This window comes from Paenibacillus sp. CAA11 (genome assembly GCF_003060825.1).
GTDB lineage: Bacteria > Bacillota > Bacilli > Paenibacillales > Paenibacillaceae > Fontibacillus.
This window is the reverse complement of record NZ_CP028922.1, coordinates 3,283,861-3,310,695: the sequence shown is the minus strand read 5'-3', so window position 1 is coordinate 3,310,695 and position 26,835 is coordinate 3,283,861. Positions and strand designations below refer to the sequence as shown.

18 protein-coding genes are annotated in these 26,835 nt (G+C 49.8%); 16 read left to right on the top strand and 2 right to left on the bottom strand.

The genetic code is table 11. From position 1 onward, the window contains the following. Positions 1-46 precede the first annotated feature (46 nt). The 9 genes from DCC85_RS15515 to DCC85_RS15475 all read left to right on the top strand — a co-directional run bounded on the left by DCC85_RS15515 (position 47) and on the right by DCC85_RS15475 (position 11,951). Positions 47-424 (top strand): Na-translocating system protein MpsC family protein, encoded by a 378-nt coding sequence (locus tag DCC85_RS15515; protein ID WP_234414197.1) that lies wholly within the window; start codon positions 47-49, stop codon positions 422-424. Positions 425-539: 115 nt separating this feature from the next. Further along, entirely contained in the window at positions 540-1,319 is a 780-nt protein-coding gene (locus DCC85_RS15510; RefSeq protein WP_108466415.1) for an ABC transporter ATP-binding protein, read from the top strand. A 28-nt stretch (positions 1,320-1,347) separates the two neighbouring features. Beyond that, a complete protein-coding gene (locus DCC85_RS15505; protein ID WP_108466414.1) occupies positions 1,348-2,232 on the top strand; it encodes an ABC transporter permease in 885 nt (294 codons plus the stop codon). Between the two features lie 92 nt (positions 2,233-2,324). After that, positions 2,325-3,314 (top strand): ABC transporter substrate-binding protein, encoded by a 990-nt coding sequence (locus DCC85_RS15500; RefSeq protein ID WP_442789545.1) that lies wholly within the window; start codon positions 2,325-2,327, stop codon positions 3,312-3,314. Positions 3,315-3,365: 51 nt separating this feature from the next. Beyond that, on the top strand, positions 3,366-3,998 hold the full coding sequence (locus DCC85_RS15495; protein ID WP_108467904.1) for a cysteine hydrolase family protein: 633 nt from the start codon (positions 3,366-3,368) through the stop codon (positions 3,996-3,998). A gap of 38 nt (positions 3,999-4,036) precedes the next feature. Continuing rightward, entirely contained in the window at positions 4,037-5,467 is a 1,431-nt protein-coding gene (locus DCC85_RS15490; RefSeq protein WP_108466412.1) for an MFS transporter, read from the top strand. A gap of 465 nt (positions 5,468-5,932) precedes the next feature. Next, positions 5,933-7,108, top strand: a complete 1,176-nt coding sequence (locus DCC85_RS15485; protein WP_108466411.1) for a sn-glycerol-1-phosphate dehydrogenase — start codon at positions 5,933-5,935, stop codon at positions 7,106-7,108. Between the two features lie 313 nt (positions 7,109-7,421). Continuing rightward, entirely contained in the window at positions 7,422-8,963 is a 1,542-nt protein-coding gene (locus tag DCC85_RS15480; protein ID WP_108466410.1) for a response regulator transcription factor, read from the top strand. Between the two features lie 153 nt (positions 8,964-9,116). Further along, on the top strand, positions 9,117-11,951 hold the full coding sequence (locus DCC85_RS15475; RefSeq protein ID WP_108466409.1) for a glycoside hydrolase family 3 protein: 2,835 nt from the start codon (positions 9,117-9,119) through the stop codon (positions 11,949-11,951). 32 nt (positions 11,952-11,983) lie between these two features. Here the strand turns inward: DCC85_RS15475 and DCC85_RS15470 are convergent, their stop codons facing one another. Next, positions 11,984-12,940 (bottom strand): AraC family transcriptional regulator, encoded by a 957-nt coding sequence (locus tag DCC85_RS15470; RefSeq protein WP_108466408.1) that lies wholly within the window; start codon positions 12,938-12,940, stop codon positions 11,984-11,986. A gap of 135 nt (positions 12,941-13,075) precedes the next feature. Between DCC85_RS15470 and yicI the strand changes: the two genes are divergently transcribed. The 6 genes from yicI (at position 13,076) to DCC85_RS15440 (ending at position 23,751) form a co-directional block, all read left to right on the top strand. Continuing rightward, a complete protein-coding gene (gene yicI, locus DCC85_RS15465) occupies positions 13,076-15,397 on the top strand; it encodes an alpha-xylosidase (RefSeq protein WP_108466407.1) in 2,322 nt (773 codons plus the stop codon). Positions 15,398-15,589: 192 nt separating this feature from the next. Continuing rightward, a complete protein-coding gene (locus tag DCC85_RS15460) occupies positions 15,590-17,368 on the top strand; it encodes a sensor histidine kinase (protein ID WP_108466406.1) in 1,779 nt (592 codons plus the stop codon). A 116-nt stretch (positions 17,369-17,484) separates the two neighbouring features. Then, complete coding sequence (locus DCC85_RS15455; protein WP_108466405.1) at positions 17,485-18,474, top strand: ABC transporter permease; 990 nt, start codon at positions 17,485-17,487, stop codon at positions 18,472-18,474. A 15-nt stretch (positions 18,475-18,489) separates the two neighbouring features. Beyond that, entirely contained in the window at positions 18,490-19,389 is a 900-nt protein-coding gene (locus DCC85_RS15450) for a carbohydrate ABC transporter permease (RefSeq protein ID WP_108466404.1), read from the top strand. 198 nt (positions 19,390-19,587) lie between these two features. Further along, entirely contained in the window at positions 19,588-21,306 is a 1,719-nt protein-coding gene (locus tag DCC85_RS15445; protein WP_108466403.1) for an ABC transporter substrate-binding protein, read from the top strand. Between the two features lie 72 nt (positions 21,307-21,378). After that, on the top strand, positions 21,379-23,751 hold the full coding sequence (locus DCC85_RS15440; protein ID WP_108466402.1) for a glycoside hydrolase family 95 protein: 2,373 nt from the start codon (positions 21,379-21,381) through the stop codon (positions 23,749-23,751). Positions 23,752-23,847: 96 nt separating this feature from the next. On the opposite strand, the gene DCC85_RS15435 is transcribed toward DCC85_RS15440, so the two are convergent. After that, on the bottom strand, positions 23,848-24,672 hold the full coding sequence (locus DCC85_RS15435; RefSeq protein WP_108466401.1) for an AraC family transcriptional regulator: 825 nt from the start codon (positions 24,670-24,672) through the stop codon (positions 23,848-23,850). A gap of 126 nt (positions 24,673-24,798) precedes the next feature. Between DCC85_RS15435 and DCC85_RS15430 the strand changes: the two genes are divergently transcribed. Continuing rightward, entirely contained in the window at positions 24,799-26,829 is a 2,031-nt protein-coding gene (locus DCC85_RS15430) for a beta-galactosidase (RefSeq protein WP_108466400.1), read from the top strand. Positions 26,830-26,835: the final 6 nt, after the last annotated feature.

Genomic DNA, 26,835 nt, shown 5'->3' with positions numbered 1-26,835 from the left:
ACACTCGTAAATGTGGGAATATATCTAACATGATGAGGTGTGCAAGATGATTACGACAGCAGGCGAATTCAAGCAGGACCTTCTGAGGATTTACAACGCGATTAATAAGAAAATCTTTAACGTGGGTGTAAAACAGCAGAAAGTTGATTTCGTCGGCAATAAGATTGTAATCGTCTCAACAAACAGCAGAGTACCGGTCTTGAAGCTGTTGGATGCGAACCACCCTCTTTCCACCCGACAGCTGGACCACCTTTTGTTTCAAGTTTTTAAACAGGAAATCAAGCAAGTGCTTAAGGAACAATTTCAACTGAATATCGTCACGATTCTTAAGGATTATGATGCGGAGACCGAATTGTCGGGTACGATCATTTTCCTGGAACGGGATATCGAGTGTTATCTGAACGAACCGTCGGAACTCCGCTGAACTGGAGAGCCGCGCAATCGTCAGTTTGGAACCTGTCAACGCTGCATGAACTGTGCAGCCTTAGGGACTAGACTGGCGATTTTTTTATATCTGCTGAGATAAGGAGGAAGAGCGCATGACACACAAAATCGAAATCTCTGGAGTAAGCAAATGGTTCCGCAGGAACGGTGAAGAAATTCCGGCCATGCGGGAAACCAATCTCTCGATCGAGGAAGGACGCTTCGTCAGCATGATCGGACCGAGCGGGTGCGGCAAATCGACGCTGTTCAATATTATTGCAGGGCTGATGCCGCCATCGACAGGGAAGGTCATAGCGGACGGGCAGGATATCGTAGGCAAGGCTGGCTATGTTGGTTACATGTTGCAAAAGGACATGCTGCTTCCTTGGCGCACCATTCTGGACAACATTATTCTTGGCATGGAGATAAGGGGGGTATCCCATCAGGAGGCGGTGGAGCGCGCGCTTCCGCTGATGGAGAAGTACGGGCTTGGAGGGTTTGACAAGCATTATCCGAGGGAGCTGTCGGGCGGAATGCGGCAGAGGGCAGCATTGCTGCGCACGATTCTGTATGACAGGGATATTATTTTGTTGGACGAGCCCTTTGGAGCACTTGATGCCCAAACCCGGTTGACGATGCAGAACTGGCTGCTGCAAATCTGGGAGGACTTTGGGAAGACGGTCTTGTTCGTGACGCATGACATTGATGAAGCGATTTATCTGTCGGATGACATTTATGTATTCTCTTCCCGGCCGGGCAGGATTAAGTCCAAGATCACGGTTACGATGGAGCGACCTCGCAAGATGGAGGATATGACCTCTCCCGCCTTTATGAAGCTCAAGCATCATCTCATGGACTTGCTGTCAGCCGGACATGAGGATGAGCAAATTTCTTAAATGATTGAACCGACAAGGAGGAAGAGACATGGAAACCGCACGCAATGAAGCTTTTGTGATTCATACTATCAAGGCGCCAGAGCCGGTCCCCGCAGCAGCTGTGAAAAGGCCGGAGAGTGTCCCTGTTATCCAGGACGAAGAGGCGATAGCTCGCACGAGGTCACGCCGCATCGGGTGGGGCCGCTTCCTAGTAGCTGTTATGATTTTTGTGATCTGGGAGGTGTTCACCCGCATGGGCCTGCTGGATTCTTATTATTGGAGCAGTCCTAGCGCGATTCTGCGGACAACGTGGATACAGATTACTGAAGGAGCGCTGCTTGGGGACATCGCTTACACTTCAGGCGCAACTTTGATCGGTTTTATCTTTGGCACTGCGCTTGGAGCGCTGCTTGGTTTGTCCTTTTGGTGGTCCAAATCCTACGCTGGCATCAGCGAGCCATATCTCATCATTCTAAATGCCCTGCCGAAGCTGGCGCTGGCTCCCGTGCTGGTGATCCTGCTCGGAATTGGATTCTTCTCTAAAGTGGCATTGGCCTTCTCGATGACCGTTGTCGTCTCGGCTCTGTCTGCGTACAGCGGAGTAAAGAGTGTGGATCCCGATATGGAAAAACTTATGTATTCTCTTGGTGCCAAAAAATGGCAGGTCTTCGCCAAGGTTGTGGTTCCTTGGTCCATGCCTTGGATCATCAGCAGCCTGAGGATCAACATTGCTCTCGCCCTCGCCGGAGCGATTGTAGGAGAATTCATTGCTTCCAGCCAGGGAGTCGGACGAATGATCATGTATGCTGGAACCATTCTGGATATCAACCTCGTGTGGGTGGGTGTTGTGGTGCTGTCCGCGCTCTCTATGGTGATGTACTGGGGAGTTGTGCTGCTTGAGAGATGGATGTCCAAAGGATTAGTTAAGCAGTAAGACAAGGAATGACCATAGTTGGATAGGGGGATTGCTTTATGAAAAATAGAGCCAAACTGCTGCTGCTGCTTAGTCTGATGCTGTTTTCCGGCATGCTGTCCGCCTGTGGCGGAGGAGAAAATACTCGGACGGCAGATGCCGCTTCAGGAGACAAGAAGCTGAAGAAAATCGTCATTGCCGAGCCGCTTCACTCTACCGGTTACCTGCCGCTTTACTTAGCACAGAGGGAAGGGTATTTTGCCAAGCAGGGACTTGAGGTGGAGATTATTCAGGCCGCTGGCGGCGCTCATGTGACCGCGGTGGTCAGCGGGGACGCGTGGGGAGTTATCGGCGGCACGGAATCTAATGCACTGGCTAATAATAACAACAAAGACCCGATCGTATCTGTCGTTAATGTGGTTAACCGAGCTAATGTGTATCTGATGGCCAAAGAAGGAACGGCTCCTCAGGGCAGCTCTCCCGAGGATCTGAAGGCGTTCTTAAAGGGCAAGAAGATCAATGCAGGGCGGCACGGGGGCACGCCTAATCTGCTAACGCGCTACCTGCTTCTGGAGCTGGGCCTTGACCCCGAGAAGGATGTACAGCTGCTGGAACCGGCGGATGGTTCAACAGTAGTAACCATGGTCCAGCAGGGCGCAGCGGAAATTGCCAACGGGTCCGAACCTCAAATCAGTGACGGTATCTCGAAAAAGGTATGGGGGGAGCCGTTTTACAAGTTTCATGATTTGGGGGACTTCTCTTATTCCGTACTCAGTGTGAAGAAATCCACCATCGACAAGGACCCGGAAACGGTACAGAAGTTCACGAATGCCATTCTCGAAGCGTTGAAAACCGTTCAATCCGATAAGGAGCTGGTCCAAAAAGACCTTAAGGCTGAATTCCCTACGCTGTCCGATGAAGCGATTCAAGCTGCCATGGACCGGGCATATGCTGATCATTTGTGGAGCCTAGACGGCAAAATATCGGAGGCAGCCTTGAAACAGGATATGGATGTGATGATCCAGACAGGAATTTTCAAAGGAGACTATGCTTATGACAAGCTGGTGGATATGCAGTTTGTGAATCAGGCAAATACAAAATAACCAGGCGGGGGAGAGCAAATGACTACTAATTATAACTTAGAGGTGACGAAGATGAAGTCTATTGGGGAGCTGATTGTGGAGCGGAAAGCAGCCGTTATTGTTGTTGATGTTCAGAATGATTATTGTCATCCTGAAGGCGCGCTAGGAAGCAAAGGCAGTGATGTCAGCGGAGTTGCAGAGATGATGCCAAACCTGCATAAGCTGGTGTTCACGGCTAGGGAGCAAGAGGTGCCGATCATCTTCATTCAGACCTTTCACGAAGCGGCAACTGATTCGGAGGCCTGGGCGACCCGTTCTTCCGGACACTCGGCCATGGTATGCCGGAGAGGCAGCTGGGGGGCTGATTTCTATGAAGTTGCTCCCCAGACGGGAGAAATTATTGTCAATAAACATAGGTACAGTGCATTTATAAATACGCGGCTTGATTCCGTGCTTAGAACGCTCAAGATTGAAACCTTGATTATGACCGGAGTCAGCACTAATGTATGCGTAGAATCCACGGCGAGAGATGGTTTTATGCTGGACTACAACATTGTATTTTTGAAGGATGCCTGCGCCGCCTACTCCAAAGAAGCACATGAAATGACCCTGGTGAATATTGACGGTTACTTTGGGAAGGTGACCGATACACATGAGGTGATGGGGCAATGGTTAACAAGCCGGAAGGCCGCGCTGTCCCTATGAGCCTAGAGGGAATTGAGGAAGCTTGGTGGTCATAGAGCATGAGGCTGAATGTTCGAGCAGTTGTTCAATATGTAATATGCCTTGGCGCATTTCTGTCCAATTTATCTGCAGGTATGTTTAATATAGCCCTTGTAGACATCGCGAATGAGTTTGGGGCCTCTATTTCATCGGCTCAATGGATTGTTACAATATACCTGCTGGTCATCTCTGTTAGTCTGCCCCTGATGGGGCGCTTGGGCGATCGATTCGGAAAAAGAAGGATTCATAACTTGGGATATTTCATCTTTATGCTTGGAGCATTAGCCTCAGCCCTAGCGCCTGCGCTTTCTCTCCTCATCCCTTTTCGGATTCTTCAAGGAATAGGAGCCTCCATGTATCAGGCTACCAATATGGCTCTCATTGTTGCCGTATTCCCGAAGGAGCAGCGAGGGAGGGCGCTCGGGCTCATCAGTACTTTTGTCGCGGCTGGCTCCATGGTCGGCCCCAGTCTCGGAGGGTTCTTGATCCAGTGGTTCTCCTGGAGGGCGAATTTCTGGCTGCTGACCGTCCTGACAGCCGCAGCATGGCTGCTCGCACAGCGTTACATCCCGGAGGATCATTCCGGTGGTGGCGGGCGTGTAGATCTGGCAGGGGCGGCGATGTTCGCCGCAGCGCTCACCGGTCTCATTACTGCTGTCAATCTAGGCTCGGCCTGGGGCTGGGAAAGTATTCAGGTCATGCTTCTGCTGCTGCTTTTCGCTCTAGGTACCGTGAGCTTTGTAGTCTGGTGCCTGTCTCCGCACTGGAGCGGCAAGCGGAGTGAGGGAAGGGAGCCTTTTATTCAGCTCAGCCTGTTTGGGGATGCAGGCGTGATGACCGGCATATTTATTACGATTGTGACTTATATGTCCGCATTTGCTTCACAGCTCGTGCTTCCTGTCTTCCTGCGAAGTGAATTGGGAATGACAGCAGCACAGGCTGGATTGATGATGATGGGTTATCCACTAGCCCTAATTATTGTCGCCCCTCTAAGCGGCAGCTGGTCGGACAAGCAGGGGCCGCTGCCGCTGTTGGGTGCAGGACTGGCAGCGATGATCGGTTCGGTGGTAACGCTGGGATTTATGACGCCAAGCTTTCCTGTAACAGTCATTATACTCCTTGTAATCCTGCTCGGTGCATCAATGGGTATGATCACTTCTCCGAACAACAGTCTGGTGATGGACAGAGTGGAGAAGCCGTCCCTGGGCTTGATCAGCAGTCTGCTTGCCCTCTCCCGTAACCTAGGAATGATGCTGGGCACAGCGGTGGGTGGAGCCTTGGTCACCTTACCTGTTAGTACGGCGGGGAATTCAACCGCGTCTGGCACAGCTGGAATACACCAGGTGTTTGCCGTCTGTTCTATACTGTTGATCTGCGGTCTTGCCACCTTAGTCCTTATGGTTAGAGTAGGTAAGCGAAAAAGAGTGGCCGAATCCCCTTTGCAGCAGTAGGTGCGAAAATGAACATAAACATTGTTACTGATATGAAAGGGATAGCTAAGCCCCCGAAGGTTGTGTTGCACATGATCTCGGGGTTTAGCCTTTTTTTTGTTCACAATTAGGCCTTGCGGGTTAGATTGATAAGCAATAGAATAATATTGGAATAATATGTACGTACATATTTTATTAATATTAAGATAAAGTGTGCGTGTCTTAATGGGGAAGATAATCAATTTTTGGTCCCTTTTTCGAAAATTTCCAGCCGATTTCAACTTAGTCTGGTTTGATTTGCTATCACAAGCTAGCCGCTGCTTGTTAGATTCCTTGTTTTTCAGTTCTTTTAGGCAATGTAAAAATGTACGTACAATTAAAAACGAGAATACAGTTTGTTGTACTATGCTTACACACTTTAACCTGCGACGCTGTTTACGAGATAAAACCATATATAAGGAAGAACTATTGAGGAGGAAAATAAGCATGCCAAATGCATGGCAATTTATGGGACTGCCAGAAACAGAACGGAATGGTGCGCATGAAGCCTTAAACCGGCTTGAACAGATCGTCCTAAAATCAGGAGCTATTCAGGAAGCGGCTGCTTACATTAAGCAGCAGGGATGGAACCAGCCTATTATTGTTGCTGATGAGCATACATACCTGGCGGCCGGCAAGCAGTTAAACGAGCTTCTTGAAGCACAAGGCATCTGGGCAAGAGTCTGCCTGATTGAACCGAATGAACAAGGGGATGTCATTGCGGATGAGGTGGCCATGATGCAGCTGTTCGTCGAAGCTGACCCTGAGCGTACGGATTGCCTGATTGCCGCTGGTTCGGGGACGCTTCATGATATCACGCGGTTTGTAAGCCTTCATGGACAAATCCCTTTTGTATCTGTACCAACGGCACCCTCGGTGGATGGCTTCACTTCGGCTGGCGCCCCGATTATTCTGAGAGGAATAAAAAAGACGATTCAGGCGACAGCTCCGGTGGCGATCTTTGCAGATTTAAATATCCTGAAGGAAGCTCCGCAGCGGTTGGTCGCCGCAGGTTTTGGGGATATGCTCGGCAAGTATACCTCTCTCTTTGACTGGAAGGTATCGCATCTTACTGCGGATGAGCCCTACTCAGACCCTATTGCGGAAATTACGGAACGGGCTCTGCTCAGCTGTGTGGATCAAGTGGATGAGATCGGCAAGCGATCTGAAGCAGGTATAAAGGCTCTAATGACCGCCTTGATTGAATCAGGCATTGCTATGCTTTTATTTGGACAATCCCATCCTGCTTCCGGCGCAGAACACCATGTCTCCCATTATTGGGAGATGGAGTACCTCCAGCGCGGAGAAAGGCAGCTGCTGCACGGCGCGAAAGTAGGGGCTGCCTGCGCCGAAATTGTTCGCCTGTATCATGAAGCTTTGGATCACAAGACTTATCCAGGAGCGAAGCCAAGCATTGTAGACCAATACGGGGAGCAGCTCGCCGCGTGGATTCGGCAGGTGCCTGAGGAATCCGTCATCCGGGAATTGATGCGGCGTGCAGGAGGCCCTTCAAGCCGGGTTGATCTTGGCATAGATGATACTCTGCTTGCGCGAAGCTTACGCGAGGCCCACGAGGTACGGCTGAATCGGCATACTTTATTAAGAGCACTTAATGAAGCATAAGTTAAATTAATTCCTTTTTGATCTCATAAGTCCCGGTACTGTGAGTAAGGCAGTCCGGGATTTTGCTGCAGGTTAGGAATAGATCGAACAAATACATCATTCAGGCCATCACTGAATTCCTCCCCCCCACTTTTTTCCTGTATATAAGGAACCAGACTCCTAAATTATGTTAATATTGTGTTATTGAAGCATGATATTTTATTAGTTATATAGATTAGTTATCAGTATAATGCAATTGAGAAACAAGGTTGCCAGATGCATATCAAATTGTAACCGCTTCATAAATAGAGATGGTGGGAAGGAGTAGGCTCTGATGAGGAATGTACTGATTGTTGATGATGAACCCAAACAACGGGAAGGTCTGGCCCGGTTTATCCCTTGGGAATCCTACGGGTTCGTTGTGGCAGGTACGGCGGCGAATGCGTTTGAAGCGCTGGATAAGCATAAAGAGCTGCAGCCCAGCCTTATGGTTGTAGATATTCGTATGCCGGGGATGGACGGACTTGAGCTGGTGCAAGCTCTCCGGAAGGTTGATCCGAAGCTCCATATATTGATATTAAGCGGCTATGCTGATTTTGAATATGCCAAGAGGGCGATCTCGGAGCGAGCGGATGGTTATCTTCTTAAGCCGGTAGATGAAGATGAAATGGTTACTTATTTGGAGCGGATTCAGGCGGCTTGTGTTAGAGAACAGGAGGAGGAAGCGCTTGGTCGCGAGGCGGCGTCTTGGAATCGGGAGGTGCTGGTCCAATCGCTTCTTAAAGGATCTGCTCCGCTAACACCGGGCCTATTGAATAAGGCCGAGCATCTTGGAATGCTGTGGAAGGAATATCAGATGCTTGTGATTGAACTTTTTCCTCCTGAACATGCCGCTCCTGAGACGGTGGAGCAGGTACTGCGGCGCACGGCAGATTGGTTTGAACAGGGCGGCAGGGGGATTGGGACGGTAGTACAGTCACAAGTGAACATTGTGCTCCGAACTCCGCTTTCCCATGAGCAGCTGCGGGAGGAGGCTCGCCATGAGCTGCAGCATTTGCTGGGCAGTTCTTTTTGCTTCACAGCCGCTATAGGCTCCAAGGTGCTGCAATTGACAGACCTGCACCGCTCTTACATGGAAGCGAAGGAGCTGATCCGGAACAAATTTTATTTTGACAATGGGCGTATTCTGCATGAGCCTCTGACGCTTCCTATAGATGCCGTAGGAGAGGGACTGGATTTATCTGCTCTGGAGGAGCAGATGTACTATGCGCTGGACATTGGTAATGGCACTCAGCTTAAGTCCTTGATCCGAAACTATGGTCAAACCTTGGTCACCCAGGGCCAAACCGAGCAGGAGATCAAACGGAAATTTGCGGAGCTGATGACACAGCTGCTTACCAAGCTCTCTCTTCGTCAGTCTGAAGACTTTGAAGGTCTAAAGGGATATACGGAACAATTCGCTCAGCTGTATCAGCAGCATAGTATTTATTCGCTTTATGAGCACCTTGATCAAATGCTGAACTGTGCCTTGCATCAGGGGGGAAGCCGGACTAAGGAGCAGGAAGTGAAGAACATGCTTGATCTGATCCACCGCAATTACAGCGATAATCTCAAACTCGAGACGCTGGCCGGCATTTTCAATTACAACAGTGCCTATCTTGGAAAATTGTTCAAGAATGCGACGGGAGAGTACTTTAATACTTATTTGGATAAGGTGCGGATTGAGCAGGCGAAGAAGTATCTGCAGGAGGGAATGAAGGTGTATCAGGTTGCGGAGAAGGTCGGATATACCAATGTAGATTATTTTCACAGCAAATTCCGTAAATATGTAGGGACATCCCCGTCAGTTTACCGTAAAGGTGCAGCGAACGAGTAGTCTAATTTCTATATGAAAACCTGCCTAATTATCCTGGTAGCAGCGAGGAAGCGGCTGACGATATGATATCTATAGCGATGATTTAGCTCAGGTTCCAGCTAAAATCGGGGCTTGGGCTATAGTAAACAATATGCGAGAGAACGAGGTGGCTTCATGAATTCTGCAAACGCTTACCCTTTTCGAAATCCGGATTTGCCTTTGGAACAGCGGGTAGCCGATTTGGTGTCCAGGTTCACCTTGGAAGAGAAGATTGAATTAATGTGCCAATATCAAGCCGAAATTCCAAGGCTCGGCGTGCTTCCTTATAAACATGGCACCGAAGGAGCGCATGGTGTCGCGTGGTTAGGAGAAGCAACGGTTTTTCCCCAGAATACGGGCCTGGCTTGCACATGGGATCCGGACCTCATGGGAAGAATCGGCGCGGTCATCGGGGACGAGGCCAGAATCTATTATCAGAAGAATCCTGCCATAAATGGACTTACGGTCTGGGCGCCCACGGTGGACATGGAACGGGACCCAAGATGGGGGCGCACCGAAGAAGCTTACGGGGAGGACCCGTATCTGACAGGAAGGCTGTCCACAGAGCTGGTTAAGGGCATGCAGGGACCAGATCCCTTCTATTACAAAACCGTAGCCACCCTGAAGCACTTTTATGGTAATAATAATGAAATTGATCGGGGCTCGGCTTCCGTTAGCATCGACCCCCGCAACAAGCGGGAGTATTACTTGAAGGCTTTCGAGCCGGCCTTTCGTGAAGGCGGAGCGGCATCTATGATGACGGCGTATAACGCCGTCAATGGAGTTCCTTGCAACCTGAATTCGGAGATTAATGAGATTGTTAAGGGCGAATGGTCCATGAACGGATTCGTCGTAGGAGATGCAGGCGATGTCCTGGGAACGGTCAATGATCATGCTTATGTGCAGTCCTATGCCGAAGCTGTAGCGCGATCTGTAAAAAGTGGAATTGACAGCATTACAGATGATCAGGAGATTTCCTTCCGGGCGCTGCGGGATGCCCTTGAGCAGGGATTGCTTGAGGAGGCGGATCTGGATCGGGCGCTGCACAATACGTTCCGGGTCAGATTCCGGCTCGGGGAATTCGATCCGGCGGATCGGAACCCCTATGCGCATGTGGATGAAGCTAAGCTGTGTGCGCCTGAGCATGCAGAGCTGTCTCTAACTGCTGCCCGCGAATCCATCGTCCTGCTGAAGAACGAGGGGCTGCTGCCTCTGAAGGCAGATAAGCTGGGCTCGGCGGCAGTGATTGGCCCGCTGGGCGACGAAGTCCTTACGGATTGGTACAGCGGAACGCCTGCTTACCGGATTACACCGCTTGAGGGGATTCGCAGCAAGCTTGAGGGCAAAGCCGTGCATGCGTTCGACGGAAGTGACAGAGTGATTCTGCGCTGCGCTGCTACAGGTAAATACGTGGGCATTCATAGTGAGCCTGCGAAGTTCCTAGCTGTGGGAGTGGAGGCCAAGCAGCTTGCACCGGTTTTCCGTCTGACAGACTGGGGATGGGGCAGCTTTACGCTTCGTGCGGATGATAGTGGTAAATTCGTCACTGAGACCGAGGAGGGTCTGCTGGCTGCTTCGGCTGACGAAGCTAGAGGCTGGTTTGTTAAGGAGATTCTCCAACTCGAGACTGACGAGAATGGCTTCTACGAATTGAAGAACTGGCAGGGCCGGAGTATTGTGATGAACGAGCAAGGCCAGCTGATCGTAGCTCCCCATGCGGATCGTGCGGACGCGCCTGCCGCAAAATTTGTGATTGAGAAGGTAGCAGACGGGATTGAAGAGGCCGTCAGAGCTGTAAAAGCTGCAGATACCGCAATTGTTGTAGTAGGGAACATCCCGTTTATTAACGGGAAGGAAGAGATTGACCGCCCGGATATTACGCTGCCAGCCGCGCAGCAAGAGCTGATTCGCGCGGTGCAGGAAGCGAGCCCGAACACGGTGGTTCTGCTGGTGGGCAGCTACCCGTTCGCCATAAACTGGGAGCAGGAGCATGTGCCAGCCATTCTGTATTCTTCCCATGCCGGCCAGGAGCATGGCCGGGCTATTGCAGACGTATTGTTCGGAGAATACAACCCTGCCGGACGGCTGCCTATGACCTGGTACCGCAGTGTAGAGCAGTTACCTGACTTTATGGATTATGACATTATTAAGGGGAAACGGACTTATCAATATTTCGAGGAAGAAGCTCTTTATCCGTTCGGGCATGGTCTCAGCTATTCCAGCTTTGAATATAGCCAGCTGCAGCTTAGCTCTCCAGCTTTGGCTGCGGACGGCAGTCTTACGGTGACCGTCGAGATGAAGAACACCAGCAAGCTTGCCGGTGATGAGGTGGTGCAGCTGTATGTGCGAGCTAATCAATCTCGGATACCTCGGCCGCTTAAGACGCTGAGAGGATTTCGCCGGGTGCATATGGATAGCGGAGCTGCTGTAAAGGTAGAGTTCACCCTTACAGCTGCCGATCTGATGTTCTGGGACGTTACTCGTGATCGCTATGCCCTGGAGGCTGGAACCTATACAGTGCTGGTGGGCAGCTCTTCGGGTGACATTCGGGCCGAGGCGAGCTTTGAGGCGGATGGCGAAGTCATACCTCCGAGAAGCCTGCAAGGTTGGGTTAAGGCTGTTAATTATGATGATTATGAAGGGATTTACCTGGACGAGTGCACCGAAGGGGGCAGCAGTATTCGCTGCCGCCGTGAATCCGGATGGGCGGCATTCAAGGATGTTGATTTCGGCGAGAAAGGTGCTTCACAGTTCACGGCAAGAGTCTCTTCAGCTAGTCCGAATGCGGGGATTGAATTGCGGCTGGATCATGCCGACGGGCCGCTCGTGAAGAGCTGTGCTGTACCGCGAACGGGAGGAGCCCAAGCGTGGACTACGCTGAACGTTCCACTGGAAGGTCTTCAAGGACGGCAGGATCTTTATGTGGTTCTCATAGGCTCTGTTCTGCTAAGCCGCTTTAGCATCGAATAATTCAAGTTAAAAGAAAGGGTCTGTTCCAACCGCTATGTTAGCGGCAGCTTGGAACAGACCCTATTATTGTGCCTTAAGCTCGCAGCTGCTTTTAGCTCCTGGACTTCTGCACCCTTACGGAATTCCGAAGGGGAGCATTTCATGGTCTTTCGGAATACCCGAATGAAATAACTGATGTTGTCAAAGCCGACTTCAAGTGCAATGTCAGAGATTTTGCGGTCTTCATTCCGCAGCAGCTCTACAGCCTGACGGATCCGGTAAGAGTTGATATAATCGGTCGGCGTCTGCCGGGTCATGGATTTGAAGAAGCGGCAGAATTGACCTTCGCTCATAGGGATCAGCCCTGCAAGCTCTGCCAGTCGTATCGGCCGGCCATAGTTCTGCTGAATGAAGAGCAGCACCGTCTTCAGACGGTCGATCTTGGCCGAGCTGCCCGTATTGCTGATGCTTCGGTTGCAGGCAGACCCTCCTGCGGCGATTTCATGCAGCATAAGGAATAGATGACCTTTTACCGCGGCTTCATAGCCTGGCTTAAGGGCAGAGCAGCAGCTCTCGATCCCGGATATATGTTGCAGGAGGCGCTGTCCGGCTTCGCTTGTCCCTTGGATGTGGCGGGGGAACGTGGCTTTGCGCTCTTGGAGCGGAAGGACGATTCTCTCCTGAATGGCGTCGTACTGCACACTGGCGAGCAAATTCATGTCAAAGACGAGCGCGAAGAAGCGACAGCCGTCGTCCCCCAGCGGGAGGCCTGCGTGAATATCTCCGCCGTCGATAAACACTGCTTCTCCCGCTTTGACCGGGAAGTAGTCCGTATCGATTTGGAACAGTACCTCTCCTTCCAGTACATAGAACAGTTCGGCCTCTACGTGCCAGTGGCAGTCAACGACATGCTCGCCTGGCCCGTAGGCATAGCTGTAAGCGCCGAAAGGGAGCAGGTCCTCCCCGTGAATTTTACTTTCCTTAAGCGACTGGCGCAGCATTTTGTCCATTTCATTCACCTCATCAAAATTGTATTACAAAATCACCCGATTATGTTAGTTATCCTTCTTTATTATCATTATAATGCAAGTATAACGCTTACAAAATAAATTGTAAAAAATGATTGAAGGGCGGCTTGATGAACAATGAAGTTTACAGACGGCAACTGGTTAATCCGGGAAGGCTTTAATTTGTCCACTGCGGTGCAGGTGCACGACTTTGAAATTAAAGACAACACACTAACAGCCTATGTGTCTACAACTCCGATTCACGATCGGGGAGGAATGATAAATACAACCTTACTTACTGTGAAATTTCATTCACCCATGCCAGATGTGATCGGAGTGAAGCTGATTCACTTTGACGGTGTGGTGGATCATGGCCCGTCCTTTGAACTGGCAAGCGCTCCAGGGCATCAGGTAGAGATCAAGGAGGATGAGCACGGTGCAGAGCTGAGAAGCGGCAACCTGAGCGTACGCATTGCGAAGGGTCCGCAGTGGTCGGTAGATTTCTTCCGTGGTGATGAGCGCATTACAGGCAGCGGATTTAAGTCCATTGCACATGTAACGGATCCTGAAGGCACGACATACATGCGGGAAGAGCTCGACCTTCGCGTTGGCGAATGGGTTTATGGGCTTGGAGAGCGCTTCACATCATTTGTGAAAAACGGACAGATTGTGGACATTTGGAATAAGGATGGAGGCACAAGCTCCGAGCAAGCCTATAAGAACATTCCTTTCTATATTACCAACAAGGGTTACGGCGTGCTGGTGAACCATCCTGGAAATGTCTCATACGAGATTGCATCCGAGAAGGTTAAGAAAGTTCAGTTCAGTGTAGCAGGAGAGTCGATGGAATATTTCGTAATCGACGGGCCGGAGCCTAAGGAAGTGCTGCGGAAGTATACCGATCTGACCGGTAAACCTGCACTTCCACCTGCATGGACGTTCGGTCTGTGGCTGACCACTTCCTTCACGACAGAGTACGATGAGGCTACCGTTAACTCTTTTGTGGATGGAATGGCTGAGAGAGACTTGCCGCTGCATGTATTCCACTTCGACTGCTTCTGGATGCGTGAATTCCAGTGGACCGACTTCCAATGGGATGCTAGAGTATTTCCGGACCCGCAAGGCATGCTTCAACGGCTGAAGCAGAAGGGGCTCAAAATCTGTGTGTGGATTAACCCTTACATTGGACAGCGCTCGCGGCTGTTTGAGGAAGGCAAGAAGAACGGCTATCTGGTGAAGAAGCCGAACGGGGATGTATGGCAGTGGAATTTGTGGCAGCCGGGTATGGCTCTCGTTGATTTCACGAACCCAGCAGCCTGCGAATGGTTTGCCGGTTATCTGCGTGAGCTGGTAGACATGGGCGTCGACAGCTTCAAGACGGACTTCGGCGAGCGGATTCCTACCGATGTGGTGTACCATGACGGGTCTGATCCGGTGAAGATGCACAACTATTACACCTTCCTGTACAACAAGGTTGTATTTGATGTTCTGGTTGAGAAGCTTGGCAAGAACGAGGCGGCCGTGTTTGCACGGTCGGCAACGGTCGGCGGGCAGCAGTTCCCTGTGCACTGGGGCGGCGACTGCTACGCGGATTACGAGTCCATGGCAGAGAGTCTGCGCGGTGGCTTGTCACTAGGTTTGTCTGGATTTGGCTTCTGGAGTCACGATATTGGCGGATTTGAGAATACGGCTCCATCCCATGTCTTCAAGCGCTGGCTGGCCTTCGGCCTGTTATCCAGCCACAGCCGTCTTCATGGAAGCAGCTCCTACCGCGTGCCATGGGCTTATGACGACGAAGCGGTCGATGTAACCCGGTTCTTCACCAAGCTGAAATGCCGCCTGATGCCTTATCTTTATAATTCAGCTGTGCAGGCAACAGAACAAGGGATTCCAGTCATGCGCGCAATGCTTCTGGAGTTCCCGGATGATCCGGCAAGTGAAACGCTGGATCGGCAGTATATGTTAGGGGATTCCATCTTGGTAGCACCGGTATTTAGCGAGAAGGGTGACGTACAGGTCTTCCTACCGGAAGGACGCTGGACGCACCTGCTTACCGGAGAGACTGTAGAAGGCGGGAAATGGCGTAAAGAAAATCATGGTTTCCTCAGCCTGCCGCTCTATATTCGTCAAAACTCTATCGTGGCCTTTGGAGCCAATGAGCTGCGTCCGGATTATGATTTTGCAGATGGCGTTAATCTGTCTGTATACTCCCTGGCTGATGGAGCTAACGCGACAGCGGTTGTCCGCAATCAGAAGGGTGAAACAGAACTGACCGTTACCGCTGAGCGCCGCGGGAAGACAATCACAGTAACAGGCAGCGGATCAGGGAAAGCCTTCGAACTGTCCTTGCATGATACGGGTAAGATTGCTTCTGTGAGCGGTGCAGAACGGGTCGACGAAGCTAAGGTCCGCATCTCTGCAGGCCAAGCTGAGATTAAGTTCTCGATTGAATTGGAGTAGTCAATAGACGGAATCTAAGCAGATAACGTCCTATATTAAGGAGGTCGCCTTTTCATCATGGAGAGGCGGCTTCTTTACTTTCGTCCTTTTTTAACATAGCCAGATATAGATCCAGGTTCTATAATTATCTTTATCTATCAAGAAACCGCTTTATATCCTATTGATCTCTATCAGGTGGAAAGGAACTCAATCATGCTGGCCAGATTAGTGCAGATTTCTAACAATTTCAAATTAAAGCATAAGCTGATCATCTCTTACATTCTCGTTGTGATGATTCCAGTGCTGATTGTAGGCGGATTGGTAACCGCTTACTTCAGGCAGCAGGCTTTGAATAATGCGATTGAACAGGCTACCAACAATGTGGAGAAGATTAAGACCCAGACGGCTTATATGCTTGGCGTTCCCACGGGGATATCTAATATTTTGCTGTTTGACGAGGATTTGAAAAAAATCGCCGGACAAAGATATGCGAATGTACTGGAACTCACACGGGCCTACCGTTCTTATACTGATTTCAAACAGTATGTAAGACAGTATCGGGAGATTTCTGGAATTCGCTTTTATGTAGATAATCCAACGCTCATTAACAACCTGGAAATGATTCCAGTGGATGAGAGTACGGAGAGATCGCACTGGTATCAAGCGGCTATGAAAGCCAGTAACATTGGATGGTTCTACTTTAAGGATGGGGAGAACGAGAACTCCCCTGTGAATCGACTGAGCCTGGTTCGCCGTATCTCGCTGCCCGATGCCCGCAAGAACGGCGTTCTGGTTATTCAGATGAGCCAGGAACAGCTGAACAGCATGCTCAGTCAGGAGCCTTTTGATACCTATATAGCGGATGAGCAAGGATATATTGTTGCTGCCAAAAATCCCGAGCTTGTGGGAAGTACCATACAAGATCTGGATCTCAAAGATATTTCAAGTGCAGAGAATAAAGGAGCGGTGAAGCGCAATGTGAAGGACAAGCCTTCTTATGTCATTGTGAATAAGCTGACACCCGCCTCCAGTATGAACGGCCTGCAGATCATTTCCGTGTTTGCGACAGGGAGCATTGTGGAAGGGGCCAACCGGGTTAGCTTTACAGGGCTTCTCGTCATTATCCTTGTCCTATTAATTGCTCTGTTGTTTGTACATATCGTCTCTGTGTTAACAACGCGGCGTTTGCTTCGCTTAAGTCGTCATTTCAACCGGCTGGCACTGGGAGATCTTGAAGTTGTCTCCAGGATTGACGGCAATGATGAGATTGGCCAGCTGTCCAGGCAGTTTAACTACATGGTGGGCAGCATCAATCAGCTCATGAACCAAGTAGTAGAGACGAACGAACAGAATAACAGACTGGAGATTGCCCAGAAGGAAATTAAATTAAAAATGATGGCAAGCCAGATTAATCCTCATTTCCTGTTCAATGCCTTGGAGTCGATACGCATGAACGCTTTGTTAAAAGGAGAGAGTGAAATTGCCAATATCGTCCGGCTTCTCGGCAAAATGATGCGCAAGAATCTGGAGATCGGCCGGGATCACATTCCGCTTAAGGAAGAGCTGGATATGGTCCAGTCTTATCTGGAAATCCAGAAATTTCGTTATGAAGAGCGGCTGACCTATCGTTTAAGCGTAGATCCAGAAGCGCTGCCTCTCATGATTCCTCCGCTTATTATTCAGCCTCTGGTCGAGAACTCCATTGTCCATGGCCTGGAGAACAAGACTGAGGGCATTTCAGTTGAGATTACGATAGAACGAACTGAGAACAGTATTTTAATTGCTATTAAAGATAACGGCGGCGGGATGACCGAGGAACGGCTGGAGGAAGTGATGCGTTCCATCACCGGAACAGAGGAATCGGCGGCCTCTCGCATAGGCCTAAGGAATGTACACCAGCGGCTTGTCATGTCCTATGGAGAGGAGCATGGACTGAAGATCTCCAGCGAAGCAGGATCGGGCACTTTGATTGAATTTTCCATCCCCAATTAGAGTTCGATGATCTTCCATGTCTAATTATTACATGGTTTTCTCTCAAATCTGTAGGGTATTACCGAATCGCCTCCTCCTATACAATCAAGGTATAGAAGAGGAGGGGGAATTAATAAATGAAAACGCTGACAATCAACACCGCTCCTAAAAATGAAAGCGTAACCCCTAAGAAATCAAAGAAGCCAAGAAGGCAAAATACCGGATTTTGGAGGAGCGTGGGAAGACAGAAATACCTATATTTGATGTCTATCCCCTTTGTGCTGTGGCTGTTTGTTTTCAACTACTTGCCGTTATGGGGCTGGACGATGGCTTTCCAGAATTACAAGCCGGCCAAATCATTCGGTGAGCAGAAATGGGTGGGCTTTGATAACTTTATAGAGCTGTTCCAAGATGAGCGCTTCTATATGGTGTTGAGAAATACGCTGGCCATGAGCCTTATGGGTCTGGTCTTCGGCTTTGTCATTCCAATTATCTTTGCCGTGATGCTGAATGAGGTCAGGGCGATGAAGTTCAAGCGCGTAGTGCAGACCGTATCATACCTGCCGCACTTTGTATCTTGGGTCGTTGTAGCCGGGATTATTACCAAGATGCTGTCGATCGACGGAGGCATTGTCAATGATGTTCTGTTATCGCTGCACTTAATAGATGAACCGATTCAATTTATGGCCAAAGGGCATTGGTTCTGGTCAATTGTAACCGCTTCAGATATATGGAAGGAAACAGGCTGGAACACAATTATTTATCTCGCCGCTATAACAGGTATTGATCAGGAACAGTACGAAGCGGCACGGGTGGATGGCGCAGGCCGATTCAGACAAATCTGGAATATCACATTGCCTGGAATCCGATCCACCGTTATGGTCCTGCTGATCATGTCGATCGGTCACTTAATCAGCATCGGCTTCGAGAAGCAAATGCTGCTTAGCAACCCGCTTGTTACGGATTATTCGGAGGTTCTTGATTTGTATGCGCTTAGATACGGTATTGAAATTAACCGCTTCTCCTATGGTACGGCAATCGGCATGTTTAACTCCGTGGTGAGTATTATCCTTCTGTTCACCGCCAATGGTCTGTTTAAGAAATTTACGAAAGAAAGCATCATGTAAGGGGGAGGAGAAGAAATGGCGGCAAAAGCGTTCAACCTCACCAAATCGGAGAGAGCCTTTGATCTTATAAACTATGTATTGTTAGTGTTAGTGCTGGTAATTACGCTCTATCCTTTCCTGAACGTTTTGGCGATATCATTCAATGATTCGGTAGATACGGTAAAGGGCGGCGTTTATATTTGGCCCCGCGCATTTACGTTGGAGAACTATAAGACAATCTTTAGCTATACAGGCCTGATCCAGGGCTTTCAAATATCCGTGCTTCGCACAATAGTGGGAACGATCCTCGGTTTGATCTCAGGCTCGATGCTGGCATTCACTTTAAGCCGGCCTGATTTCCGGGCACGTAAATTTGTATCAACTATTCTGGCAATGACGATGTATTTCTCCGGGGGCATGGTTCCAACCTTCATTTTGATGCGCGAGCTTAGCCTGATCAACAGCTTCTGGGTTTATGTGTTGCCGGGCTTAGTAGCTGCCTTTAACGTATTCGTTATTCGTTCCTTTATCGATGGATTGCCATATGCCCTGCAAGAATCCGCAAAGCTGGACGGGGCAAATGATTTCACCATTTACTGGCGGGTCATCCTGCCGCTCTGTAAGCCTGTACTGGCTACAATTGCTCTATTCTTGGCAGTAGGCCAATGGAACTCTTGGTTCGATACGTATCTTTACAACAGCACGAATCCGAACCTGACTACGCTTCAGTTCGAATTGATGAAGGTGCTGGACAGCACTCAACAGGGCGGCAACATGGTTAACGCTAATGACTTGGCCACGCAGATGGCTCAGGTTTCTCCCGATTCCATCAAGATGGCAATTACCATTGTAGTTACGCTGCCCATCTTGGTTGTGTATCCGTTCCTGCAAAGATACTTTGTTGGCGGTATGACGCTAGGCGCTGTAAAAGCGTAAGGCAGATTCAATCATCTGAGTAATAGCTACGGTTCCAGACTCTCTTTGGTAGAAGTGAGTCGGAACCGTATCAAAAACACATAAATGTAAGCACTTACTTGGTGAGTAAGAGAGCAATTGTTGATCAATTTTGGTATACCCAGGCTTTAGCCTGATATACAATATACAGCTTTATATTCCTACAAGGGGGAAAGTAGAATGAAGTGGAGCAGTCCTAAATCGCTAGTTATGCTTCTTTTGACTGGTGCGCTGGTACTCGGCGGTTGCAGCAGCAATTCCAACAATAGTGCCGACAGCACGAACGGCAACAAAGCTACAAATGCAAGTAAAGCTGATGACAAGAGTCCGGTCACCTTCTCCTTCTTCGGCGCGGATGCAAGCCCGAACTGGAACAATATGAAGGATGACGTAGGCCAAGAAATTATCAAACAAACCGGGGTCACCATTAAAGCGGAATACGATGTGGGCAGCGGCGGCGGACAAAGTAAAATCGCCCTGATGGCAGCAAGCGGTGAGTATCCGGATATTATTTATGCGAAGAATGAAATCGGCAAGCTGGTAGACGCAGGTGCGATGATTGATTTGACAGAGCTTATCGATAAATATGCACCTAATATTAAGAAGCTGTTCGGGGACAACATGAACCGTCTGAAGTACAGCAATGATGATCAGAAAATCTATGCCATTCCAACAAATGTGGGGGTAGATAAGCAGGATTTTGACGCCACAGGCGGATTCGAAGTTCAACACCGTGTATTGAAGGAGCTGGGCTATCCTCAGATCAAAACCGTACAAGATTTCGAGAATGTTCTGAAGCAGTATGTTGCCAAGCATCCAACCACAGATGGACAGCCTACAATTCCGCTGACTCTGAATGCAGATGACTGGAGAATTATGATTACGGTTACAAACCCAGCGTTTCTTACAACCGGTGCCCCGGATGATGGGGAGTATTACATTGATCCGAGCACTTATGAAGCTAAGCTTCATTACAAGCGTCCAGAAGAGAAGGAGTATTTCCGCTGGTTGAACCATATGTATAATGAGGGCCTTCTTGATAAGGATTCATTTGTTCAAAAGGATGACCAATATAAAGCCAAAATTTCCAGCGGCCGCGTGCTCGGCCTGATCGATCAGGAATGGGGCTACCAGGATGCCGAGAATGCCCTGAAGAAGGAAGGCAAGCATGAATACACCTATGGTCATTTCCCGGTAACGTTGAATGAACAATATAAGGATCATTCCTTCCAGCAGGTGGGGATTGACGGATACGGGATCGGTATTACGGATAAGTGTAAAGACCCTGTACGTGCGATCAAATTTATCGACTGGCTGGCTTCCGATGAAGGCCAGGTCCTGCTGAACTGGGGCATCAAAGACAAGCACTACAAGATTGAGAACGGGGTTCGTGTCGTTCCGGAGGATATCAAGGATCGCAAGGTTAATGACGCTGCCAACTTTGCCAAGGAAACAGGTATTAGTTTGTACACAGTCTTCGCACCACACTATGGTGATGGAGTCAAGGATCCTTCGGGTTCTTACTATACAACTAACTTCCCTGAACAAATCGTGGCCAACTATTCAGATGTAGAGAAGGAATCTCTGAAGGGCTACAAAGCAACAACTTGGAAAGATCTTTGGCCAACTGAGAAGGATTTCCCTGTCAAGGAATGGGGCGCGCTGTACAACATGCCGGTTCCTACGGACGGACAATACCAGGTTATTTTCCAAAAGACGCAGGATATCATCCGCAAACGGATTCCTGAAGCCATCCTTAGTAAAACCGCCGACTTCGATAAAGTCTATGACGGTATGATCGCCGAGCTGAATAAAGTAGGCGCTGAGAAGATGGAGAAGGAGTATACAGAGCTTGTAAAAGCAAGAGTGGCGCTCTGGACAGGTAAAGACATTAAATAAAATAAGTTAAGAGCAAAGGGTCCGGGCTTCCTGTTCGGGCCCTTTGCTCTACATAAACGGGAGGGTTGAGCTATGGGCAAAGAGCACAGTGAGCAGAAGCTTTGGCGTCTGTGGTACAGACAGCCTGCTAAGGTGTGGGAGGAGGCGCTGCCGATCGGCAACGGCCGGATAGGAGGTATGGTGTTCGGAGATGCCGCCAAAGAACGGATTAGCCTCAACGAAGATACATTATGGTCGGGGTATCCCAGAGACACCATCAATTACGATGCGCTCCGTCACCTTGAGAAAGCGCGTAAACTGATTCAGGAGCGTCAATACAAAGAGGCAGAACGATTAATAGATGCCAGGATGCTTGGGCGCCGGACGGAAGCTTACCTGCCGCTTGGTGATTTGTATATAGAAAGCCCAGGCTTTGATGAAATCACCAACTATGTTCGGGACTTGTCTCTGGATGACGGGGTATCCCGTGTAAGCTTCGACCAGCAAGGTGACTCGTACCGTCGTACAGTTTTTGTAAGCGAACCCGATCAAGTGATGGTTGTTCGGATCGAAGCAGGGAAGGCGCATGACCTTACCCTTTCACTGGATTCTCTGCTGCACCACTGTGTTCAGGTGTCCGAAGACAAGTGTCTTGTGCTTAAGGGACGCTGTCCTTCGCATATTGCAGACAATTACAGGGGCGATCATCCGCAGTCTGTTCTGTTTGAAGATGACCGGGGCCTTACGTTTGAAATTCACTTGTCTGTACTGCTTGACCACCATCAGGGACGGCTGGAAGCAGTCCATGGGAACAGCCTGCGCATTCAAGAAGCTGAGTCCTTGACGCTGCTGCTTACAGCCGCTACCAGCTTCAAGGGTTTTGAGATCATGCCGTCAGAAGGGGAGGGTGAATTAACACTCCTGTGCGGGAAGCGGCTTAAAGAGGCTGCAGCTCTTGGCTACGAGAAGCTGCTCACGCGTCATACCGAGGATCACAGACGGCTGTTTAACCGGGTGGACCTAAGGCTGGGCAGTGAGGAGCAACGTCAGCTTCCTACCGACGAGCGTCTTGAAGCTTACCGTAAGAATGCCGGGGCTGATCCAGACCTGGAGGCGCTGTATTTCCAGTATGGACGCTATCTGCTCATGGGTTCATCCCGGCCGGGCACACAGGCTGCGCATTTGCAGGGCATCTGGAATCCTCATCTTCAGCCGCCATGGAACAGCAACTATACGACGAACATCAATACGGAGATGAACTATTGGCCGGCAGAAGTGTGCAATCTTAGAGAATGTCACGAGCCGCTAATGGACTTGATTCGGGATCTGAGCGTGACCGGGGCAAGGACTGCCCGTATTCATTACGGCTGTGAGGGCTGGACCGCTCATCATAATGTGGATTTATGGCGGACGTCTACCCCTTCTGATGGTGAGTCCAGCTGGGCATTTTGGCCGATGGGAGGCGTATGGCTATCCCGCCATCTATGGGAGCATTACCTGTATCAGCCGGATGCCAAGTATCTGAAAGATACGGCATATCCGCTCTTGAAAGGGGCAGCGATGTTCTGTCTGGATTGGTTGGTCACGGATGAGCAGGGGAATTTGCTGACCATCCCGTCTACTTCTCCCGAGAACAAGTTCTTAACACCGGAAGGTGAGCCTTGCAGTGTCTCAGCTGGTTCGGCCATGGATTTGTCATTAGTCCGTGAATTGTTTGAGAATTGCATCAAGGCGGCTGGGGAGCTGAAGCTCGATGATAGTTTTTGCTCCGAGCTGGTAGAGGCGCTTGCCCGCTTGAAGCCTCTGCAGATCAGCGATTCGGGGAGAATCCAGGAATGGAGTGAAGATTTTGAGGAGGCAGAGCCGGGACACCGCCATGTCTCTCATCTGTACGGGCTGTATCCAGGGGCTCAGATCCATCCACTGCATACTCCTGAACTGGCCGCAGCCGCCCGCAGTTCTTTGGATGCGAGAATTGCCAGCGGAGGGGGACATACAGGGTGGAGCTGTGCTTGGCTGATCAACCTGTATGCTAGACTTCGGGATGGAGAGACAGCCCATCATTTTATTGAAACTTTGCTGTCGCGCTCTACTTATCCCAATCTATTTGATGACCATCCTCCTTTTCAAATTGATGGGAATTTCGGCGGGACGTCCGGAATAGCTGAAATGCTGGTGCAAAGCCATGCAGAGGTCATTGATTTGCTTCCAGCTCTTCCTTCCGCTTGGAAGGAGGGAGAGGTAAAGGGACTCCGGGCAAGAGGTGGATTTACGCTCGACATCGTTTGGGAGAATGGAGGGCTCACAGAAGCTAAAATCACTTTATCGGGAGCGGCTCCTGTACCGTGCAAGGTGCAGTATGGAGAAGAGACATTGAAACTGCTGGACAAAGCAGGGGCTGAGAGCGGCAAGCAGCTGAGTTTTATCGCTGAGCCGGGCAGAGAATACACTGTTCGAAGGGTATAAGGATCAGGGCAGTAAGGGAGACCAGCTTACAAAGGTGAATCCTTAAATCTAAGCGCGAGCGAATAAGAGACCTGGATTCATGCGCTCCTCCTCATGTTAGTGCAGGCGGCGAAATTGCTCCGGCGTAGATCCGGTATTCTTACGGAATGTTGCGATGAAATGACTCACTTCTCGGAAGCCGGTCTGCTCAGCGATGGAAGTAATGCTTAATTGCCTGCTCGCTGCCAGCAGCTCCTTGGCCTTGTGGAGTCTTAGATGCAGAAGGTAAGCGTAAGGAGAGAGACCAAAGCTTTTGCGGAACAGTGTATTTAAGTACCTGGAGGATAATCCGGTTACCGAGCAGAATTCCGCTAGCCCGATATCCGGATCCGCATAGTGACTTTCCATCCATTCAATTAAGGGGGCTAGCTTCTCTATATTGCGGGTAAGGCCGCTTGCGCTCTTCTGCCCAAACCGGTTGAGCATAAGCAGAAAGCGGTAAGCATCTGCGGAAGTCTCTATGCCGAAGACATCCAGCTCCTGGTCCAGCCTTTCCAGCATGCCCTGGATCAGTTCTCCGAGAGGAATTCCATTCTCCCATTCGAAATAAGAGGAATGGTGAATTCCCAGCGAGCCCAGCAAAGCCGCCGCGTTGCTGCCGCTGAGCGTCAGATACAGAGTACTCCATTTCTCTCCAGCAGCCTGATAGGCATGAGGTACATGAGGCATCAGCAGCACACCTGTATTCACGGGAAGCTGACAGGTCTGATTGTCACAGGTTAGGACACCTTCTCCTTCCAAGGTCTGAATCCAGTGGTATACCGGATAGCCATCAGGCCTTTGAATCGGCTCCTGGTCAGGGTTGAAGCCAACACTCTCAACAAGGAGCGGAAGCTGGCGCCCTCCTGCTACAGTAAAGACAAATCTGCGCTGTGCTTTCATGTTTACTTCCCCCCCCTTTATTGTTCCATATTATGATACTCAGAAGACAATTATCTTATATTTATCGCGAATGAAAGCGGTATTACAATAGTCATATAATTATATTACATGAGGATGTGTATGCAAATGATTAATGAAAGACTTCCGAAAATTTGGTATGGAGGAGACTATAATCCGGAACAGTGGGACCAGGAAATCTGGAGCGAGGATGAGCGCATGTTCAAGCTGGCTGGCATTGATGTGGCAACGCTCAATGTGTTCTCTTGGGCGCTTAATCAGCCAAGTGAAGACACTTATGATTTTGCTTGGCTTGATGAACAGATGGATCGTCTGCATGCCAGCGGCGTCAAAGTGTGTTTGGCGACAAGCACAGGCGCGCATCCGGCTTGGATGGCGAGAAAGTATCCTGATATTCGCCGGGTTGACAGTCAAGGCAGAAAGCGTGCGTTTGGTGGAAGACATAATTCCTGTCCGAACAGCCCTACCTATCGTAAATACTCGGCTCAGCTCGCAGGCAAGCTTGCTGAACGCTATAAGGATCATCCTGCCTTGCTGATCTGGCATGTCTCGAATGAATATGGCGGCTACTGTTATTGTGAGAACTGTGCAACGCAGTTTAGAGAATGGTTGAAGGAACGTTATGGGAATCTCGATGCTTTGAACAAGGCTTGGAATACTCGTTTCTGGGGCCACACGTTCTATGATTGGGAGGAGATTGTTCCTGCCAGTGAACTGAGTGAGGAATGGGGAGGACGTACCAACTTCCAAGGCATTTCTTTGGACTATCGCAGATTTATGTCGGAGAGTCTTCTAGATTGCTATAAGCTGGAGTATGATGAGCTCAAGCGCCATACACCAGACATTCCAGTTACTACAAATCTGATGGGATTCTATCCTGAGCTGGACTATTTTAAGTGGGCCAAACATATGGATGTCGTCTCTTGGGATAACTATCCGTCTCTCGATACGCCTGTCAGCTTTACGGCTATGACGCATGATCTGATGCGAGGACTGAAGAGCGGTCAGCCGTTCATGCTGATGGAACAGACGCCGAGTCAGCAGAACTGGCAAGCCTACAATTCGCTGAAGCGTCCAGGAGTCATGCGGTTGTGGAGCTATCAGGCCGTTGCCCGCGGAGCGGATACCGTGATGTTCTTCCAGCTGCGCCGGTCTATCGGTGCCTGCGAGAAGTATCATGGAGCTGTGATCGAACATGTTGGACACGAGCATACCCGTGTATTCCGGGAATGTGCTGAGCTGGGAAGAGAGCTTGTGCAACTGGGGGATCAGCTGCTGGATGGGCGAAGCCGCGCTAAAGTTGCGATCGTATATGACTGGGAGAATCGCTGGGCGATCGACCTTTCCAGTGGACCAACCGTTGCTCTGGATTATGTAAAAGAGGTTCATAAGTACTATGATGCTTTGTTCCAGCTTCATGTTCAGGTAGATATGATTGGCGTGGAGGAGGACCTATCAGGCTATGATATTGTCATCGCTCCTGTGCTATATATGGTGAAACCGGGATATGCCAGCAAGGTAGAGCAGTTTGTGGCGAATGGAGGAACGTTCCTGACAACCTTCTTCAGCGGTATTGTTAACGAGACGGATATCGTGACAACGGGCGGATACCCGGGCGAGCTGAGAAAGGTGATGGGGATTTGGGCAGAAGAAATTGATGCCTTGTTCCCGGATCAGCATAATCGCATTGTGATGAAGTCAGAATGGGGTGAGTTGAAGGATTCCTATGAATGCGGTATTTTGTGCGACCTTATTCATAGTGAAGGTGCAGAGGTGCTTGCCGAATATGGTCAGGACTTCTATCAGGGCATGCCGGTTCTGACTGTGAACAAGTTCGGGCAGGGCAAAGCCTATTATGTAGCCTCAAGCCCTGATAAGGCCTTCCTGCAAGGACTGCTCGCGAATATTTGTGAAGAGAAAGGCGTCAAGCCGCTGCTTGCCGTACCAGAAGGTGTCGAGACCTCCGAGCGCGTAAAGAATGGAACCAGCTATTTATTCCTGCTTAATCATAATCCGGAGCCTGCCTCTGTTGATATAGGACCGGAAGCAAGACAAGAGCTGCTTAGTGACTCTATGGTTAGCAGCTCGGTGACGGTTCCGGGACGGGGAGTTCTCATTTTGGTCCAGAGATTGGCTTAGGGTTTA

Excerpts from the sequence above, each read along its gene's own strand:
- DCC85_RS15515 (WP_234414197.1), top strand. The coding sequence starts at position 47 with ATGATTACGACAGCAGGCGAATTCAAGCAGGACCTTCTGAGGATTTAC.
- DCC85_RS15510 (WP_108466415.1), top strand. The coding sequence starts at position 540 with ATGACACACAAAATCGAAATCTCTGGAGTAAGCAAATGGTTCCGCAGG.
- DCC85_RS15505 (WP_108466414.1), top strand. The coding sequence starts at position 1,348 with ATGGAAACCGCACGCAATGAAGCTTTTGTGATTCATACTATCAAGGCG.
- DCC85_RS15500 (WP_442789545.1), top strand. The coding sequence starts at position 2,325 with ATGCTGTCCGCCTGTGGCGGAGGAGAAAATACTCGGACGGCAGATGCC.
- DCC85_RS15495 (WP_108467904.1), top strand. The coding sequence starts at position 3,366 with ATGAAGTCTATTGGGGAGCTGATTGTGGAGCGGAAAGCAGCCGTTATT.
- DCC85_RS15490 (WP_108466412.1), top strand. The coding sequence starts at position 4,037 with ATGAGGCTGAATGTTCGAGCAGTTGTTCAATATGTAATATGCCTTGGC.
- DCC85_RS15485 (WP_108466411.1), top strand. The coding sequence starts at position 5,933 with ATGCCAAATGCATGGCAATTTATGGGACTGCCAGAAACAGAACGGAAT.
- DCC85_RS15480 (WP_108466410.1), top strand. The coding sequence starts at position 7,422 with ATGAGGAATGTACTGATTGTTGATGATGAACCCAAACAACGGGAAGGT.
- DCC85_RS15475 (WP_108466409.1), top strand. The coding sequence starts at position 9,117 with ATGAATTCTGCAAACGCTTACCCTTTTCGAAATCCGGATTTGCCTTTG.
- DCC85_RS15470 (WP_108466408.1), bottom strand. The coding sequence starts at position 12,940 with ATGGACAAAATGCTGCGCCAGTCGCTTAAGGAAAGTAAAATTCACGGG.
- yicI (WP_108466407.1), top strand. The coding sequence starts at position 13,076 with ATGAAGTTTACAGACGGCAACTGGTTAATCCGGGAAGGCTTTAATTTG.
- DCC85_RS15460 (WP_108466406.1), top strand. The coding sequence starts at position 15,590 with ATGCTGGCCAGATTAGTGCAGATTTCTAACAATTTCAAATTAAAGCAT.
- DCC85_RS15455 (WP_108466405.1), top strand. The coding sequence starts at position 17,485 with ATGAAAACGCTGACAATCAACACCGCTCCTAAAAATGAAAGCGTAACC.
- DCC85_RS15450 (WP_108466404.1), top strand. The coding sequence starts at position 18,490 with ATGGCGGCAAAAGCGTTCAACCTCACCAAATCGGAGAGAGCCTTTGAT.
- DCC85_RS15445 (WP_108466403.1), top strand. The coding sequence starts at position 19,588 with ATGAAGTGGAGCAGTCCTAAATCGCTAGTTATGCTTCTTTTGACTGGT.
- DCC85_RS15440 (WP_108466402.1), top strand. The coding sequence starts at position 21,379 with ATGGGCAAAGAGCACAGTGAGCAGAAGCTTTGGCGTCTGTGGTACAGA.
- DCC85_RS15435 (WP_108466401.1), bottom strand. The coding sequence starts at position 24,672 with ATGAAAGCACAGCGCAGATTTGTCTTTACTGTAGCAGGAGGGCGCCAG.
- DCC85_RS15430 (WP_108466400.1), top strand. The coding sequence starts at position 24,799 with ATGATTAATGAAAGACTTCCGAAAATTTGGTATGGAGGAGACTATAAT.